Here is a 16,793-nt window from a genome sequence, read left to right on the forward strand (position 1 = left end):
GCCTCGGCCTGGCCGAACAGCGCGGCCAGCCACAGGATGGTGGTCAGGATGCTGCCGACGTACACGCAGAACATCACCGGGTTGCGGAACTGCGTGCGCGGCGTCAGTTTCCTGAACGAATCCACGATCGCGGGACGCACGAGCACCGGATCAAACATCGAACTCGCCGCCGAATCCTTCGTTCCGCCCGTATGCCGCGCCCCTTGAGGCGCCTTTGCTGGCTGTCGTGGCACTGGCTTGTCAGTGTTAGTCATGCTTTTCTCTCTATCAGTTCTTGCTCATTTGCCTGCGAGCATGATCAGATGCTCAACACCCGGGCCGAGCGCAAGCGCAGGCACATAGGTCAGCGCACCCACCAGCGCAATCGACCCGAGCAACACCACCACGAACAGTGATCCATGAGTCGGCAGCGTGCCGGCGGTGACGGCCAGACGCTTCTTCGCGGCAAGCGCCCCTGCGACAGCCAGCACCGGCACTATCCAGACGAAGCGGCCAAGCCACATGCAAATGCCAAGGGCCACGTTGTAGAAAGGCGTGTTCACGGACAATCCGCCGAACGCACTGCCGTTGTTGTTCGACGCGGACGTGAACGCGTACAGAATCTCGGAGAATCCGTGCGGCCCCGGGTTCGCAATGCCGGCCGTGCCCGCAGCCGTCAGGACGGCGATCGACGTACCCACCAGCACGAGAAACGGCGTCAGCAGCACGACGATCGCGATCATCTTCATTTCATAAGATTCGATCTTCTTGCCGACATACTCCGGCGTACGACCGATCATCAGGCCTGCGACGAACACCGCCAGCAACGCAAACGCGAGCATGCTGTAGAGTCCCGAGCCCACGCCCCCGAAAATCATTTCGCCGAGCTGGATCAGCAGCATGGGAATCAATCCACCCAGCGGCGTGAGCGAGTCGTGCATCGTGTTCACCGCACCCGTCGACGCCGCCGTCGTTGACACCACAAACATGCCGGACTGCGCGATACCGAAGCGCGTTTCCTTGCCCTCCATGTTGCCGCCCGACTGCGCTGACGTTGCCGACTGATCGACGCGCAGCGATGTAAACAGCGGGTTGCCGGATTGCTCGGCAGCAATCTCACCCCAGCAGGCGAACGAGAAGGCAACGGCCATCGCCGCGAGCAGCGCAATCCCCTGGCGCCGGTCGCCGATCATGATGCCAAAGGTCACACACAGCGCGGCCGGAATGGACAGCATTGCCACAACCTGCAGGAAGTTGCAGAACGGCGTTGGGTTTTCATACGGATGCGCGGAGTTCGCATTGAAAAACCCCCCGCCGTTCGTACCGAAAATCTTGATCGCTTCCTGCGATGCGACCGGGCCCATCGCAATGGTCTGCGTGTCGACCTTGTTGTCCACCATCACCGGATTGCCTTTCGCATCCGTTACCGGATTGCCCTGCGCATCCTTCTTCGGCGTCTGGTAAGTCGTCGTCTGCAGCGTCGGAACGTCCTTGTACCCTTCGAATGTCTGAATCACGCCCTGGCTCATGAATAGCAGCGCGAGCACAAACGAAATCGGTATCAGGATATAAAGCGTGATGCGCGTCAGATCGACCCAGAAGTTGCCGATGGTCTGCGACGTATGGCGGGCGAAGCCACGAATCAGCGCAACGGCGACCGCGATACCCGCTGCCGCGGAGATGAAGTTTTGCACCGTGAGCCCAAGCATCTGGGTCAGGTAGCTCAGCGTGCTTTCGCCACCGTAGTCCTGCCAGTTGGTGTTGGTGACGAAGCTGACGGCGGTGTCGAAGGCCGCATCAGGCGTCATCGGGCCCATGGCCTGGGGATTGAGCGGAAGCCATTGCTGGGTGCGCAGCAACGCATAGAGAACCAGCGTGCCCAGCCCACTGAAAACGAGAACCGCAAACGCATATTGCTTCCAGTTCATTTCCACTTCAGGATTGACGCCAGCAACCCTGTAAAGCAGGTTTTCAATCGGTCGGCCGATACGCCGCACGACAATCGAGGTTCCGCTGAATACGGACGCCATATAGCGGCCAAACGGAAAGGCAATCACCAGCACCACGATAATGAATAGCGCGGTCTGGAACAGATCATCAGCGTTCATTCGAGGGTCTCCGCGCGTAGCAAGGCATACACGAGGTACGCGAAAAGGAAAAAGGTCGAAGCTCCGGCGAGCCAGATCATCCAGTCACTCATGGACGACCTCCGGGAGCGCGTTTGAGCTTGTCACAGCCCACAACCAGCAAAGCGATCACGACGCAAAAACCGACGATGCCGGCGACGTAAAGCAAGTCCATTTTTTGTAACCCCTGGAACGAATTTGTCCGTGCGTACGGTATCCGGGAACGGATAAAGGCGAGGCTAAGACCGCGGAAAGGGCAGGAAAAGTCGTGTAAGCGCGGCGCGCAAAAAGCCACTCTGAGTGGACACCGGCACATGCGCCGATAGCCGCGCGATCCGTACCACCCGATGCGGTGAGCATCGGGCGTTCACGTCAAGCGCGTCAGGACCATGCCACGTTGTGCGAAGAAGCGCGTGAATTGCTGATAAGGCAAATACACATCGGCCTGTTGATCCCCGGTACCCGATGGGTTGTGAAACCAGACGCCGGATGGGTCCCGCCCGTGCAGCAGGACCAGGTGCCCGCCCCGATGCGCATTGTTTCGCCACGGGTGGCGAATCTCAGGACTGACGGACACGATGGCCAGCGAGGTCCTGTCGAGTTGTGCAGCGATGGTCTCGATTGGCGTTTCAGTCAGCACGATGACGCGCACGCCGAATGCCGCCTCAATCCATTGCGCGAAAGGCCGATAGATCAATCCATCAACCCCGCCGTCGTCGCGCAGCCGATACACCCCGTGCCGCAGCGCATCGTTCAGCAGGGCCGCGCGTAACGGATGACCGATGCCCCAGTAATCGAGCGCCGACTCGAGGCAAGTCAGACCGCAAAGGCGCTTGGCCCAAAAGCGGTATTGATCAGGTTCCGTGAAGCCGCTTTGCTGCCATCCGATCTCATCGCATGGGTCTGCATTGTCTTCAACGATTCGATGCACCCAGTCGGCGCTGCCCCACTGTGTGTGGTAAGGGACTCCGATATGGCGCAGCAGCGTGAGCGGCGCTACCGAGGTGGCTAGCGGATCAGGCGTCGAGGACACGAAGAAGATGCTCCGATCAATTTAAAAAAGACTGATGCCAGGCGATCGCGATTAAATCGCCCATCATTCTAAACGCCGATGTCAAATTCACAGGCTCGTTGAGCGTGTGCCAAGTCGAGCGACGGCTTTCATTTTTCGACTTCGGAACGATCCATCCCGGTGGGCGCCGACGCAGATTAACCGGACGGGTATTCGGCGTCCTGCGCCAGCTCGACCTGACGCGCGACGCTAAATTCGCGCGGCGTCATGCCATATTTCAGCCTGAATGCATTGCTAAAGTGCGAGGCATTGATAAACCCGGACCGGAACGCAATTTCCTTCACCTGCAGCGTTCCTTCGCCAAGCAGTTGCGCCGCGAAGTCGAGCCGCAACGACATCACATAGCGCATTGGCGATTGCCCCGCCGAGCGGAACGCGCGCGTCAGATAGTTCGTCGATACGTTCAATTCGCGTGCGATGCGCGCCAGGTCCAGATCGGGATTGCGCGCCAGTCGCGCGATGACCTGCTTCGCGCGCAACACCACCGCGGCCGCGCTCGATCGTTTGGCGGTGGTCGCCTCTTCTCTCAGCACGATGTCCATCAAATCGAGACACTGCTCGGCAAGGCGCTTCTTAAGCTCACCGCTGACCGTGCCGCCCTGCCGCGCGAACAGCAGCAGAAAATCGCGCACCGCGCGCACATCTTGCGACGATGCATCGCCGATCCGGATGTCGTCGAGCCGGCACGGAATGCCCCGATCTTGCAGCGCCGACCTCGACAAGCGCAACAACGTGAAGCGCGACAACTCGCCGATGCGCTGCGTAAACTCGTTCAATGGATCGAGCACGAGCACACTGCCCTCATCGAAGGTGCGTATGACGCCATTTTGCCGAATCGCGACGGCCCCCCGTCTGACGATAATGACAAAGAGATGACTACCATCCCAGCTCGCACCTTCGCGCAACACCGGCGACAGGGTCTGATGCGCGAGCTCCGCTTCGATCACCTGCACCTCCCCCGCCAGCCAGTCGACGATCTTGCAATCGGTCGGCCGCTCGCTGGACAGCTCGCATTTCATGCCGTAGTAGTCCAAAAGAATACCGACCCACAGATGCCGATTGATCTCATCAAGTAACTGATCCCCCTCAAAGCGGACAATATTCACGGACACGACAATTTCCCAGGTTTGAAAGACAGTCAGGCAGCGCCGCGAGAACCGGCGAAGCCGCCATGCAGATCACACGAAATGGCGTATGAGCTTGATCTGAAGTCCATTACAAAACGGTCTTGTGCAAACCATTATTCCTTGAGCGATCGCCACTATACGTGCGATTGATGCGCCAGGAATGGCAACGCACATCCCGAAAAGCCGTTCTGGATATTTAAGAAAACTTCAGCAGGGTTTAGCGCGTCGAGTCCGGGTACAACAACGAACGTGAGCAGACAGCATCGCGTTGGCCTGCGTGGCGTAGCCTGCGTGGTGCCAAACAATCAGGTGGGCCAGGCCGTCACTCCACCAGACTTACCTCGTCACTCGAATCAACATGCCAAATGGACCGTACCACCATCCAGAGCAATGGTGGCTCCGGTCACCTCGTCGGCATAGGCGCTCGATAGATAGGCAACCGCTGCGGCGACCTCGTCAGGACGCCCGACACGGCCTACGTCACCGGAGGCCGTTTGCGGTAGAAGAATGCTCCGCATCGAACAGCAACGCTCTGCATCGGATAGTGCTCCGCGTCCGACCGCCGCGCTATGAGCGTATCCAGTTTGCATGTGCATTGACAAGGCAGATAGACTTGCACAACGTGATTCGGAAAGCGGGACAATGCATAAATCAGGCTTGATCGAACTCGACGTCGTGCTTGCGGTCGCGCGGCTCCGTGGCTTTCGTGCGGCGGCGCGCGAACTGGGTATGTCGTCAACGGCGGTGAGCCGCGCGATCGCGCAATTCGAAAAGCGCCTGGGCGTGCGGATCTTCAACCGCACCACGCGCAGCGTCGCGCTTACCGAGGCCGGCAGGCAGTTCGTCGCGGCGGTCAGTCCGGCGCTGTCCGAAATCCAGCTGGCGATAACCGCAGTCGCCGATCATCGCGCAACGCCGACTGGCACCTTGCGGTTGAACTGCGCGGTCGGGGCCGCCCGGGCCTTCCTTGTGCCAGTCGTATTGGAGTATCTGCGCCGCTTTCCCCAGATGTGCGTCGACATTGCCACCGAGGCGCACTTTGTCGATATCGTCGGTGAAGGGTTTGATGCCGGTATCCGGATGGCCGACGCGGTGCCTGGCAACATGATCGCGGTACCGTTTGGCGGCGCATTGAATTTCTGCATCGTCGGAGCGCCGTCCTATTTCGCGAAGCGCGAGAAGCCGCGCGCGCCGCAGGACCTGATGTCACATACGTGCATACGCGCTCGCTGGCCGAGCGGCGCGCCCTATCGCTGGGAATTCGAGCGGCGCGGAGAGCGACTGGCGCTCGACGTCCCCGGCGAGCTGACGCTCGACGAACCGACGTTAATGCGCGATGCCGCGGTTGCCGGTGCAGGCCTCGCCTATCTCTGGGACGCACACGTAGCGAACGATCTCGCGGCGCAACGGCTCGTTGCCGTGTTAGAGGACTGGACGGTAAGCTCGACCGGCCTGTGCCTGTATTATCCCGACCGGCGCTACGTGCCGGCGCCGTTGCGCATGTTCATCGAACTGCTGCGTGAGCGGCAGGTGACTGCGTTGCACGGCGAAGCGGTCGTCGCGGGCTGATCACCCAGCGTGTCAACCTGGCTGGCGAGCTTGAGTCACAATGCCTTTGTTGATGGTGACAATGCGTTTCGACTCCGCTTGTCTCACTTGCACGTCTACCATTCGCCAACGGGGCTCCGGCGCGTCCGAACTAGGAAGACAGGGCGTCACCCTCGCCTCGACACAACTGAGCCGAAAGACGTATGCACAGCTGTCATGCAATGCGTCGGGATAGGGGGTGGGTGCGCGATCGTCCACAAGGAATCAAGGAGGAACACAGAACGCGGTAACCAACATCCCCCAAATATCGCCGGCCCTACGCGACTGGACTGAAAAATTGGCGCTCGACTATGAGAACGCCATCAGGCGCATCCACGCGGCGTTGATGAACATCAAGCCGTACGCCGATCAGGATGCCCCGACCCGACTCGACACGCGCAATTCGATCAACTGGTCCATGAAGCTTTGGTTCAACACGTTGTTATCGGGTAGCGCGCCATCCGAGGAAGAACTCGAAGCGTTCCGGGACTTCGGGCGCCGCCGGGTCCACCAGGGCGTAACCCTCGATGTGCTGCTGCGCGCGTTCCGGCTGGGCTCTCGAGAGCTATGGTGTATCTATACCGAACTCGACGAGAAAAACGACCTGTTGCGCGACGAACTCCTATTCCGGATTTCTCCGTTTCTGATGGAGTTCTTCGATATTCTCGCGCAAATCATCTCTCAGGCTTATCTGGACGAACAGTATAAACAGGCTCGCTGGCGAGAATCGCTTCGATATCAGTTGCACAGCATTATTTTCTACCACCCCGAAGATACCGAGGGATTCGCCAAGACCGCAGTTGCCCTTAGGCTCGATCCGACTGTCCCGAGAATAGCGCTCGCGATCGACGTACGCTCGATCGACAGCAATTCGCCCACGTTCAAAAGCGAGCTGGACCGAATTGTCGTGGCCACTGCCCGCCGGCTTAAGTTTCCCGATGATGAACTCGTCGACATCTGGTATCGCGGGCAATTGCTCGTGTGGATACCGTCGCGGCTCGGTGATCTGATGAGTATGTGAGAAGTCACAATGCAATTAGCACTTTTCTCAATGCCGATGGGTGGCCGGGCTTGCGCGCTCATCATTCGCCCAAGAACCCCGACGCGGAGATCGCCGTGAGACTGATCGCCTGATCACCCGCTTTTTTGCGCCGATTGCCGCGCCTGCGCTCGCCGGCGATGCGGGTTTCAAGGAGATCAGGATGACGAATTAAATACAACCTCCGCTAACGGCCGCGATCTGGTATCCAGCTAACACGCCGGCGACACTGCTGCGCATACGCGAGCGCGCCCCATTTTTTCATGTTGCGTCGCAGCGAATAGCAGCCTATAACCATCCGTATGGATGGAGAGCGGATGGAACCATGAAAAAGACAGCCGTGACCGTACCGCCCCGTTCCAAAGGGGGCGAATCGGAAAAAATCACGATCAACCTTGGCCCTGTTGACCTCGGGCAAATCGATCTTCTGGTTGAAGAGGGTTTTTACTCGAACCGCACCGACCTGATTCGAACGGCAATCCGGAACCAGCTCGCGATTCACGCGCCCTTTATGCAGGAAAGCATCACGCGTCGCGCGCTCGTGCTGGGCATGCAGCATTTTTCCAGACAGGACCTGGAAGCGGCGCGCGCGGCGCACGAGCATCTCAACGTTCACGTGCTGGGACTTGCCAGCATCGCCGATGACGTTTCACCGGAACTCGCGCTTGCGACCATCGAAAGTGTCGTGGTGCTGGGAGCCTTCCATGCTTCGCCTGCCGTCAAGGCCGCACTCGGAGCCCGAGTCCGCTAGCCGCGCAGGTCAATCCGATCCGATCACCGGGCACACCCATGAAACTGAATGAAGGCTTTTTGAACTCGATGCACGAAGCGATGGCCTTGTTGCAAACACGCGGCCCGGTCGAGGCGACCGAAGCGATACAGCGCGCGTTGCGGGGTAATCCCTCCAGCAAAGCTGCCAGCGGCGACGCTCAGGAAACGGCCACGGTTCTTCCGCGTGTCGGGAAACTCGCGACGCAGACTGCGGCCCCTGTAGCGCGTGAATCGAGCGTCGACGCTGAGTATCGCAGCCATTTCGACACGCTCTCTTACGCCAATGCGGCGGGACGCCGTCAGTATCGGCTATACGTACCCGCGTCGGCAGCCGGTGAGCCGCGCCCGCTGATCGTCATGTTGCACGGCTGTACCCAGAACGCAGAAGACTTTGCAGCAGGCACGCGGATGAACCTGCTTGCCGAGCGGCATGGGTTTCTGGTGGCCTATCCGGTGCAGCCGCAGCAGGCCAATCCGTCCCGATGCTGGAACTGGTTCAAGCCAGGCGACCAGCAGCGCGAGCGCGGCGAACCGTCACTGATCGCGGGCATCACACGTGACATCATGGCGACGTATGACGTCGACCCGGCGCGCGTGTATATCGCGGGCATGTCAGCGGGCGGTGCAATGGCAGCGATCATGATCGATGAGTATTCCGAACTGTATGCGGCGGCTGGTGTGCATTCGGGGCTGCCCGCGCACTGCGCGCATGATCTGCCCTCCGCGCTCGCCGCGATGAAAGGCGGTGAACTGTCTGGAAGGATGTCGCGCAATGTCAGTGCGTGCTCGTCCCGACGGCCTATGATCGTCTTTCATGGTGACGCTGATCGCACGGTCCACGTGGCGAATGCTGCCCGGATCCTGCGGGGGTTCGAAACGCAAGCGCATCACGGTCGCACTAAGTGTGGCGCAGACGCGGCATCACGGGAATGTTCGGTATGGCGACTGACCTCTGGCGATCATGTGGAAGCGGAATTGTGGACGATACACGGTGCGTCTCACGCGTGGGCCGGCGGTGATGCCGGCGGTAGCTATACGGATCCCGCAGGTCCCGACGCGAGTGCCGAAATGCTGCGCTTTTTTCTCGACCATCCGAAGTCGATCTGATGGAAATGCCGGCGCTATCGCGAGTTCGGTGATAGGCGCCGACGACGGCGGTGCACAACTGGCGTCGCAGGAATCGCGCTTCGTGACCGACGATCCCGGGTGCATTTGCCGGCCACGCGGCATGCGCGTTGCTCATCGTTCGATATTTCCGACGGGGGCGCATGATGAAACATCCACACGGCCGGTCCTCAACCGATACGCTCGAGACAGTTCCGGACAGTTCAAGCCCGGCATATGCGAGCAGTAACCCTGTCTCACGTATGTTCGACAGGTTCGCCAGCATCATTACGCGGTTCGCGGGTTCTCCTGTCGCATTCGGACTGGCCGTTATCACGGTGGTCATCTGGATTGTAACGGGCCCGATCTTCCATTACTCAGACGGCTGGCAGCTGGTTATCAATACCGGCACAACGATCGTCACATTCCTGATGGTTTTCCTGATCCAGCAAAGCCAGAACAAGGATAGCGTCGCCCTGCATCTGAAGCTTAACGAACTGATTGCATCGCATCGAGCGGCCAGCAACGGAATGATCGGAATCGAAGATGCGAGCGAGGAAGAATTACGCCGGCTGGCCGCAGCCTATCTGCGCTTGAGTGGCGCCGGCACCGGAAATGACAGCAAGACGGTGGGTCCGACCGAACAGACGTGACCTGCAAGCGAACTCAAGAATGACCAGGTCCAAACCAGCCTTCGCAATGACCGCTTTTGTACAAGGCTGAACGACCATCGCAATCCGCGCGAGCCGATCGACTGGCAGACGGAAAAACAAGGCAGAATGCGGGTATCACGGGGACTGCCCATGCAAACTATTCCGGTTTCATCCGATTCACACGAATCGCTGACGCGAGACATGGGGGCAATCGCGCGCATCGGTGCGGTGCCGGCCATCCTGCGCATGATCTGCGACGAGACCGGGATGGGTTTCGCCGCGATCGCGCGGGTTACCGACACCTCGTGGACCGCATGCGCTGTCCACGATCGGGTGAATTTCGGGCTCAAACCCGGAGGCCAGCTGGAGCTGCGCACCACGCTCTGTTTTGAGTCGCGGGCTGCACGGATGCCGATCGTCATTGACCAGTTCAGCGCGGACGCGACGTATCACGATCACCACACGCCAGCCATTTACGGTCTGGAGAGCTATATATCGGTTCCGATCGTCCTGCCAAACGGTGAGTATTTCGGCAATCTGTGCGCAATCGATGCGTGCCCGGCAAAGGTATCGGAACCGCGCGTGGTACGGATGTTCGAGGTGTTCGCCAGCCTGATCGCGATGCAGCTGGACAATGAGATGCGCCAGTGGTCGACTGAAGATCAACTGACCACCGAACGGGAAAACGCGGCGCTGCGGGAGCAGTTCATCGCGGTCCTCGGGCATGACCTGCGCAATCCGCTGTCTGCGGTCAACGCGACTGCGGAGTTGCTGGTCCGCCGGCAGTCGGATCCTGACCTGGTGATTGCGGGACAACGTCTGAAGCGCACCGTCGCCAGAATGACGCGGCTTATTGACGACGTGATGGATTTTGCCAGGGGCAGGCTGGGCGGCGGTATTGCACTGTCTCTTCAATCGATTGCCGACCTCAGTAGTCGTTGGCAGGCAGTCGTCGACGAGCTTAGAGATGCCAATCCGGGGCGGCGCATCGTGTGCGATATCGCGAACGCCTCGCCCGTGCGCGGCGATCCCGGTCGGCTGCAGCAGCTGCTCTCCAATCTCCTCGGAAATGCCCTCGTGCACGGAGCGGAAGATACCCCGGTTATCGTGCGCGTCACCCAGGACGCTGCACACGTCGTCCTGACGGTCTCGAATGACGGGAATCCGATTCCGGAGCATTTGCAGCGCAGGGTGTTCGAGCCTTACTGGAGACCACCATCGAGCGCGCCGGGTGGCGGCCTGGGACTCGGTTTGTTCATCTGCAAGCAGATCGTCGAAGCGCATTCCGGCACGCTCGAGGTTTGCTCGACCGCTGAGCGGGGGACGTGTTTTACCGTCCGGATTCCGTTCATGCTGCAGTCGGCGAATCCGATCTGACGCGCGTTCACACCGAGGATGCCGTTTCTACATTGCTTGCCGGCAACATCCTCGCCAACTCCGCCGCTACGCTCGTCTGGCCTCCTCATCTCGATGCGCTGTGAACGCGCAGTCGACGAAGGTGTGCGCTCGCCGCTCGGCGAAGCTCAGCGCTTCTTCCGGCCATGCGAAATCCAGTGGTTCGGAAAAGCTGGCAATGACGTAGCCGACCACGGATTCCCCCGGTCGACGCAGTAATCGGCTTCGTCACAAGTCAACGGAAATGCGCCGAAAGCCGCCATTGCACGACGGCTCCACGCGCACCTACTGGATCGCGATGTCAATCGGACTATTCAATGCGGTCCCCGAGACCACGCAAGCGCTCAGTTGACCGTTCGCCGCCACCGTGCACTGCGAAATCGTATTGCTGCCGCGGTTGACAATATAGGCATAGCCACCGAATAGCGTCATGCCGAACGGGAGGTTGAACACGGCGCCCGCGCCGGAATCCGCGCACGTGCCAAGCGAGCCATCGGCGCCGACCGAACACTGCTGGACGGAGTTCAGCGCAGGCATCGGCAGATACGCGCTGGTCCCGCTCAGCACCACTTTTGTCGAAGGCGAAATGACGGAGGTGTTGGTGCAAGGTCCAATCACCCCGGCCGTGACCTGGCAGACGGTGATATCGGGAGACACAGCATTCGGAATGTAGAGGTGGGCGCCCTGGAATGCCAGCTCAGAGGGCGCAGTCAGAAACGGCGTCACGTTCGTCGCGACGGTACACCCATTCAACGTTCCGTCGGCCGCCACGGTGCACGTTTCCACGGTCGAAGTGCCTTGATTCGAAATAAACGCGACGTTGCCGTCGAACGCGACCGTTTCCGATTCATCACCGCCCGCTAGCGCAGACACGCAGCCAGACAAGTCTGTGGGCCCGGTATGACAGAGTGTGATCGTCCCGTTGAGACCCCCTATGTACGCTTGCGTCCCGTTAAGCGCGATACCTATCGGCGCGCTGATGACAGGCGACGTTGCCTGCGTACAGTTCTCGAGGGCGCCCATCACGCTCAACGTGCATTGCGTCACCGAGTTTGATGCGAAGTTGGTGATGTAGGCGATGTGAGGCACAGCGCCATAGGGGATGTTCAACTGTGCAGTGCGAGCCTCGCCGAAGTTATCCGTGTACGCGTACTGCAGCGTCAACGTCGTTGCGGAAGTCGCTGACACGGGCGCGTAGTTCAGCGTCGCCTCGCACGTGTTGCCGCTGCCGACCTGCGCGCAAGGCAGCGTGCCTCCAGCGAGCGTCCAGCCGGTGGGTAGCGCCGACGTGATCTGCAGATTCGTCGCCGCGCCGCCCGTCGCGCTGAAGACCACGCTCACGGCCGCCGTCGAACCGATAAAGGTGGAGCTCGCGCTAGCCGGCGCCGCCGTTGCCGTCACGGCGCCGGGTGTCACCGCGCCATAGGCGATTGCGACCGACCCGGTGCGCGCGGCACCTGCATCGTCGGTATAGCTGAATTCAAGGGTGAGCGTAGCCGACGCCGCAGCCGCGATGGGCGCGTAGGCCAGCTGCAGTTGGCAGCTGCCGGCGCTCGTTACCGTCGCACAGGGCAGCACCGAGCCTTGCACGCTCCATCCCGATGGCAACGAGTCAGGGGCTGTCACCAGTGCCACATTGCTGTCCGGCGCACCATCGCCCGACGCGAATGTCACGCTTACCGTGCTGGTCGAGCCCACGATGCCCTGAACCGGGCCAGTGGGAGCCACGCTCGTCGCCACTGAATTGGCAGCCGCCGATGAGTATGTAATCCCGACGCTGCCTTGTTGCTGCCGACCCTGGCTGTCCAGGTAAGTGAAGCCGAGTGTCAGGGTGCCGGACACGCCAGCTGTGCTCGGGTCGTAGGTGAGCTTCAGATCACACGGGTTCGCCGCGTTGACGGTCGCGCATGTGAACGACGGCGAAGCGGCGCTCCATCCCGAAGGCAACGTTGAAAGACCTGTTGTAACCGTCAATGCCGTTGCGCTGCCGCCATTCGCCGGGTTGAACGCGACGATGACTGGTGTGCTCTTGTTGACCGGCACATTGCTGAGGCTGCTGGCGGCGATAGCCGTCGATACGGTGGGCGTGCCGCTGGAACCCGAAGAGCCACTTGCTCCACCATGGCAAGCGCTGAGCACCAGGATCGAAAACAGAAACAGGATGCGTTTGACGGCCGTCATTTTCCCCTCTTGAGCTTTTTTATTTCGCTGCGTCAAGACCGCCAGTTACCGAACGCCGGCTCCCCAGCAAGCGATGTTTTAGAAAGCTTGTGTAAGCTCGCGTAAAGCGTCTAGCGGGTTTGACTAACCGGGCTTTTGTACACGCAGCGGCATCCTTTCATACGAATGCACATCGGAAGGCGAAGAATACCAGTTCGCCACATGCTGACGACTCCGTCACCTGTCCGTGTGATTGCGACCGCGCACTGATCACGCCACCGCCCTCGTCATTTCCCTCCCTCTCGCGCGCACCTTCCCTTTGTATCCCTACGTATCTACAACAGATAGGGATACGCACGCTTACACACCACCCACTTTCGGACACGAGCGGGATACGTTCATCCGCTCAAATACGCCCATCGCGAGCAAAACACCGCGCCGCAAAAACCGGGCTTGCCGAGGTAGTGCATATGCAACACGAGTCGAACGCAACCGTTGAACCGGGCCGCACCGCGGATAAACCGCCAAGCAGCCAGATCGCGCGCCATTGTCTGCTGACGCGCGCCCGGCAGATCTGCCGCGTCCTGACCTCCGTCTATGACGATGCGTTGCGGCCGTTCGGCATCGTGGCGCCGCAGTTCTCACTGCTCGTGCTGATCGCGGAGTTCGGGCCCATTAGCCGCTCGGATCTTGGCCGAAGGAATCACCACGACCGATCGACGCTGACAAGGAATCTGCAGCCGCTGATCGCGCGGGGCTGGGTGACCGAAGGCGTTCCGGCAAGCGATGGTCGCAGCCGCCCTCTCTGGCTCACGCATGAAGGCAAGACATTGCTCAAAAGCGCCGCGAGCGCGTGGTCGACTGCACAAAGCCACGCGACGCGCCTGCTCGGAGAGGCCGGTGCCCATGAGCTGATGAATATCGCGCGCGATTTGCCGCTGCGCACGGGCTGAAGTTTTTCAGTCGATGTTGCATATGCGACATTGAGCAATACCAGGTAGTCCCCTCCCCTCGTCAAGGAATGTGTGATGAAAGTCGTCAAAGCCGCCGCCGTCCAGTTCAGCCCGGTGCTCTACAGTCGTGAAGCCACCGTCGCCAAGGTCGTGCAGAAGATCCACGAACTCGGCCGGAAAGGCGTGCAGTTCGCCACCTTCCCCGAAACGGTCGTGCCTTATTACCCTTACTTTGCGGCCGTCCAGACGGGCATCGAGCTTCTGTCGGGCACCGAACATCTGCGCCTGCTCGAACAGGCGGTGACTGTGCCGTCCGCCGCTACCGACGCAATCGGCGAAGCCGCGCGAAAGGCCGGCATGGTCGTATCCATTGGCGTCAATGAGCGCGATGGCGGCACGCTGTACAACACACAATTGCTATTCGATGCCGACGGTACGCTGATCCAGCGCCGCCGCAAGATCACGCCGACGCATTTCGAACGCATGATCTGGGGCCAGGGAGATGGCTCGGGCTTGCGTGCAGTCGACAGCGCAGTCGGCCGCATCGGCCAGCTTGCATGCTTCGAGCACAATAACCCGCTCGCCCGCTACGCGATGATCGCCGACGGCGAGCAGATCCATTCGGCGATGTACCCGGGTTCCGCTTTTGGCGAGGGCTTTACCCAGCGCATGGAAATCAACATCCGCCAGCATGCGCTCGAATCCGGCGCGTTCGTTGTCAATGCAACGGCGTGGCTGGATGCGGACCAGCAGGCGCAAATCATGAAAGATACCGGTTGTGGAATCGGTCCGATCTCGGGGGGCTGCTTCACCACGATCGTCGCTCCTGACGGCATGCTGATGGCCGAGCCGCTTCGCTCGGGTGAAGGCGAAGTGATCGTCGATCTCGACTTCGCGCAAATCGACCGCCGCAAGATGCTGATGGACTCGGCCGGCCACTACAACCGCCCAGAATTGCTGAGTCTGATGATCGACCGTACGCCGACCGCGCATGTTCACGAACGCGCTGCACACCCGATGATCGTCAACCACCTGGGGGCCGACGATCCGCGCACCCAGGCTGCATGATCCTGCAAACCTTGGACCTGTTCGAACTCATGGGCCGCAAGCCCATGAGCATGTATGACTTCGTGAAGCTGCACGTCGCGGACTTCACACGCAACGCAACCCGCTGATCAGGCAGGAGACCGATCCCATGTCTAACGACACGCCCCAATCCTCATCGCGCCGGCACTTTGTCGGTATGGCCGCCGCGGCGCTCGCGGCAGGCTCGCTGAGCCGGCTCGCCTTCGCGGAAACGAGTCCGGCAACCGGCAACATCACCGAGCCCGCGAACGGCGACCGGACGGCGATCCGGCCGTTCCGCGTTCACGTGCCCGACGCGCAGCTCGTCGACATGCGGCGCCGCATCAAGAACACGCGCTGGCCGGATCGCGAGACGGTGCCCGACGAATCGCAGGGCATTCAACTCGCCACTATCCTGGGGCTCGCTCATTACTGGGCGACCGGCTACGACTGGCGCAAGTGTGAAGCGCGGCTGAATTCGTATCCGCAGTTCATCACTGAGATTGACGGACTCGATATCCATTTCATCCACGTGCGGTCAAAGCACGAAAACGCGATGCCGTTGATCGTGACCCACGGTTGGCCCGGCTCGGTCATCGAACAGTTCAAGATCATCGACCCGCTCGTCAATCCGACCGCGTACGGCGCGCCAGCTTCGGATGCTTTCCACCTCGTGATTCCCTCATTGCCCGGTTACGGCTTTTCGGCGAGACCTACGACAACGGGCTGGGGACCGGAGCGTACCGCGCGCGCATGGGTCGTGCTCATGAAACGCGTGGGCTACGACAGGTTTGCTTCGCAGGGCGGCGATCTCGGCGGCATCGTGACGAACATCATGGCCAAACAGGCGCCGCCGGAACTGATCGGCATTCATGTGAACTTCCCGGCCGCCGTTCCGGCTGAGATTCTCAAATCGCTGGCGGCGGGCGACCCGATGCCTGCCGGCTTGTCGGACGAGGAGAAGCACGCGTATGAGCAACTGAGCGCCAACTTCAAGAAGAAGCGAGGCTACGCTTTCGAAATGGGTACGCGCCCACAGACGCTGTACGGACTCGCCGACTCGCCCATCGCGCTAGCTTCCTGGCTGCTCGACCATGGGGACGGTTACGGCCAGCCAGCCGCCGCGTTGAGCGCAGCCGTGCTCGGTCATCCCGTCAACGGTCATTCAGCAGGCGCGCTCACGCGAGACGACGTACTCGACGACATCACGCTTTACTGGCTGACCAATACAGGCGTTTCGGCGGCGCGGTTCTATTGGGAATCGCACGCGAATTTTTTCCTCGCGGCCGACGTCAACGTGCCCGCCGCTGTCAGCGCGTTTCCGGGAGAAAATTACCAGGCGCCGAAGAGCTGGACCGAAAGGGCCTATCACAACCTGATTTACTTCAACAAACCCGAAACCGGCGGGCACTTCGCCGCATGGGAAGAGCCGATGATCTTCGCGAACGAAGTGCGCACGGGGTTAAGGTCCTTGCGCGCGTAGAACGCGACACGCTCCTCGACTACTTTTTTACCTGGCGTGAGGAGCATCCGCGCGACGCGGAAATTCAGCAGTTGTATCGCTGGATCAAATCGCATTTGGGGCCGTGAAATCTGTCGTGGGTGCGCGTCGACGCTTCCGGGCCACCCGTTAGCCCCGCGAACAGTTAGTGCCACAATAAGCTCGCGCCAGTGCAAGCCAATTCTGGTCACGGAGGCGGACATGGTTCACATCGCAAATACCGCGGTTTCGGCGACGGTGAAGGGAATTTTCGCAGCCCGA

General features: G+C 60.6%; 15 protein-coding genes and 1 pseudogene. 9 read left to right on the plus strand and 7 right to left on the minus strand.

Translation table 11 applies throughout. The features are described 5' to 3' along the window. From HV796_RS32440 to HV796_RS32460, 5 genes and pseudogenes are all read right to left on the minus strand, one after another. Positions 1-254, minus strand: a pseudogene (locus HV796_RS32440) (potassium-transporting ATPase subunit B); the annotation flags it as partial. A gap of 24 nt (positions 255-278) precedes the next feature. Continuing rightward, entirely contained in the window at positions 279-2,087 is a 1,809-nt protein-coding gene (gene kdpA / locus HV796_RS32445) for a potassium-transporting ATPase subunit KdpA (protein ID WP_175231991.1), read from the minus strand. Then, positions 2,084-2,179 carry a K(+)-transporting ATPase subunit F gene (gene kdpF / locus HV796_RS32450; RefSeq protein WP_175231992.1) on the minus strand — a complete coding sequence of 32 codons (96 nt, stop codon included), beginning with the start codon at positions 2,177-2,179 and terminating at the stop codon, positions 2,084-2,086. Before kdpF ends, kdpA begins: the two co-directional genes overlap by 4 nt. A 293-nt stretch (positions 2,180-2,472) precedes the next feature. Next, a complete protein-coding gene (locus tag HV796_RS32455) occupies positions 2,473-3,138 on the minus strand; it encodes a C39 family peptidase (protein WP_246356151.1) in 666 nt (221 codons plus the stop codon). A gap of 176 nt (positions 3,139-3,314) precedes the next feature. Further along, entirely contained in the window at positions 3,315-4,289 is a 975-nt protein-coding gene (locus HV796_RS32460) for a helix-turn-helix domain-containing protein (RefSeq protein WP_175231993.1), read from the minus strand. A 657-nt stretch (positions 4,290-4,946) separates the two neighbouring features. Here HV796_RS32460 and HV796_RS32470 point away from each other — a divergent pair. The 6 genes from HV796_RS32470 (at position 4,947) to HV796_RS32495 (ending at position 10,835) form a co-directional block, all read left to right on the plus strand. Continuing rightward, positions 4,947-5,873: a LysR family transcriptional regulator gene (locus tag HV796_RS32470; protein WP_175231995.1), complete on the plus strand. Its 927-nt coding sequence runs from the start codon at positions 4,947-4,949 to the stop codon at positions 5,871-5,873. 316 nt (positions 5,874-6,189) lie between these two features. Beyond that, positions 6,190-6,912 carry an RsbRD N-terminal domain-containing protein gene (locus HV796_RS32475; protein WP_246356152.1) on the plus strand — a complete coding sequence of 241 codons (723 nt, stop codon included), beginning with the start codon at positions 6,190-6,192 and terminating at the stop codon, positions 6,910-6,912. 343 nt (positions 6,913-7,255) lie between these two features. Further along, complete coding sequence (locus HV796_RS32480) at positions 7,256-7,681, plus strand: CopG family transcriptional regulator (RefSeq protein ID WP_175231996.1); 426 nt, start codon at positions 7,256-7,258, stop codon at positions 7,679-7,681. Positions 7,682-7,719: 38 nt separating this feature from the next. After that, complete coding sequence (locus tag HV796_RS32485; protein WP_175231997.1) at positions 7,720-8,808, plus strand: extracellular catalytic domain type 1 short-chain-length polyhydroxyalkanoate depolymerase; 1,089 nt, start codon at positions 7,720-7,722, stop codon at positions 8,806-8,808. A 164-nt stretch (positions 8,809-8,972) separates the two neighbouring features. After that, positions 8,973-9,458, plus strand: a complete 486-nt coding sequence (locus HV796_RS32490) for a low affinity iron permease family protein (RefSeq protein ID WP_175232023.1) — start codon at positions 8,973-8,975, stop codon at positions 9,456-9,458. 201 nt (positions 9,459-9,659) lie between these two features. Continuing rightward, a complete protein-coding gene (locus HV796_RS32495; RefSeq protein ID WP_246356153.1) occupies positions 9,660-10,835 on the plus strand; it encodes a GAF domain-containing sensor histidine kinase in 1,176 nt (391 codons plus the stop codon). Between the two features lie 66 nt (positions 10,836-10,901). Here the strand turns inward: HV796_RS32495 and HV796_RS43485 are convergent, their stop codons facing one another. Next, entirely contained in the window at positions 10,902-11,048 is a 147-nt protein-coding gene (locus HV796_RS43485; RefSeq protein WP_217478050.1) for a hypothetical protein, read from the minus strand. Between the two features lie 90 nt (positions 11,049-11,138). Continuing rightward, positions 11,139-13,034, minus strand: a complete 1,896-nt coding sequence (locus HV796_RS32500; protein ID WP_175231999.1) for a hypothetical protein — start codon at positions 13,032-13,034, stop codon at positions 11,139-11,141. 449 nt (positions 13,035-13,483) lie between these two features. Between HV796_RS32500 and HV796_RS32505 the strand changes: the two genes are divergently transcribed. The 3 genes from HV796_RS32505 (at position 13,484) to HV796_RS32515 (ending at position 16,514) form a co-directional block, all read left to right on the plus strand. Then, on the plus strand, positions 13,484-13,966 hold the full coding sequence (locus tag HV796_RS32505) for a MarR family winged helix-turn-helix transcriptional regulator (RefSeq protein ID WP_175232000.1): 483 nt from the start codon (positions 13,484-13,486) through the stop codon (positions 13,964-13,966). 75 nt (positions 13,967-14,041) lie between these two features. Then, positions 14,042-15,034, plus strand: coding sequence for a carbon-nitrogen hydrolase family protein (locus HV796_RS32510; protein WP_175232001.1), 993 nt, complete (start codon positions 14,042-14,044; stop codon positions 15,032-15,034). A 127-nt stretch (positions 15,035-15,161) separates the two neighbouring features. Then, on the plus strand, positions 15,162-16,514 hold the full coding sequence (locus HV796_RS32515) for an epoxide hydrolase family protein (protein ID WP_175232002.1): 1,353 nt from the start codon (positions 15,162-15,164) through the stop codon (positions 16,512-16,514). The last annotated feature ends 279 nt before the right edge of the window (positions 16,515-16,793 follow it).

This window comes from Paraburkholderia humisilvae (assembly GCF_902859855.1).
Taxonomy (GTDB): domain Bacteria; phylum Pseudomonadota; class Gammaproteobacteria; order Burkholderiales; family Burkholderiaceae; genus Paraburkholderia; species Paraburkholderia humisilvae.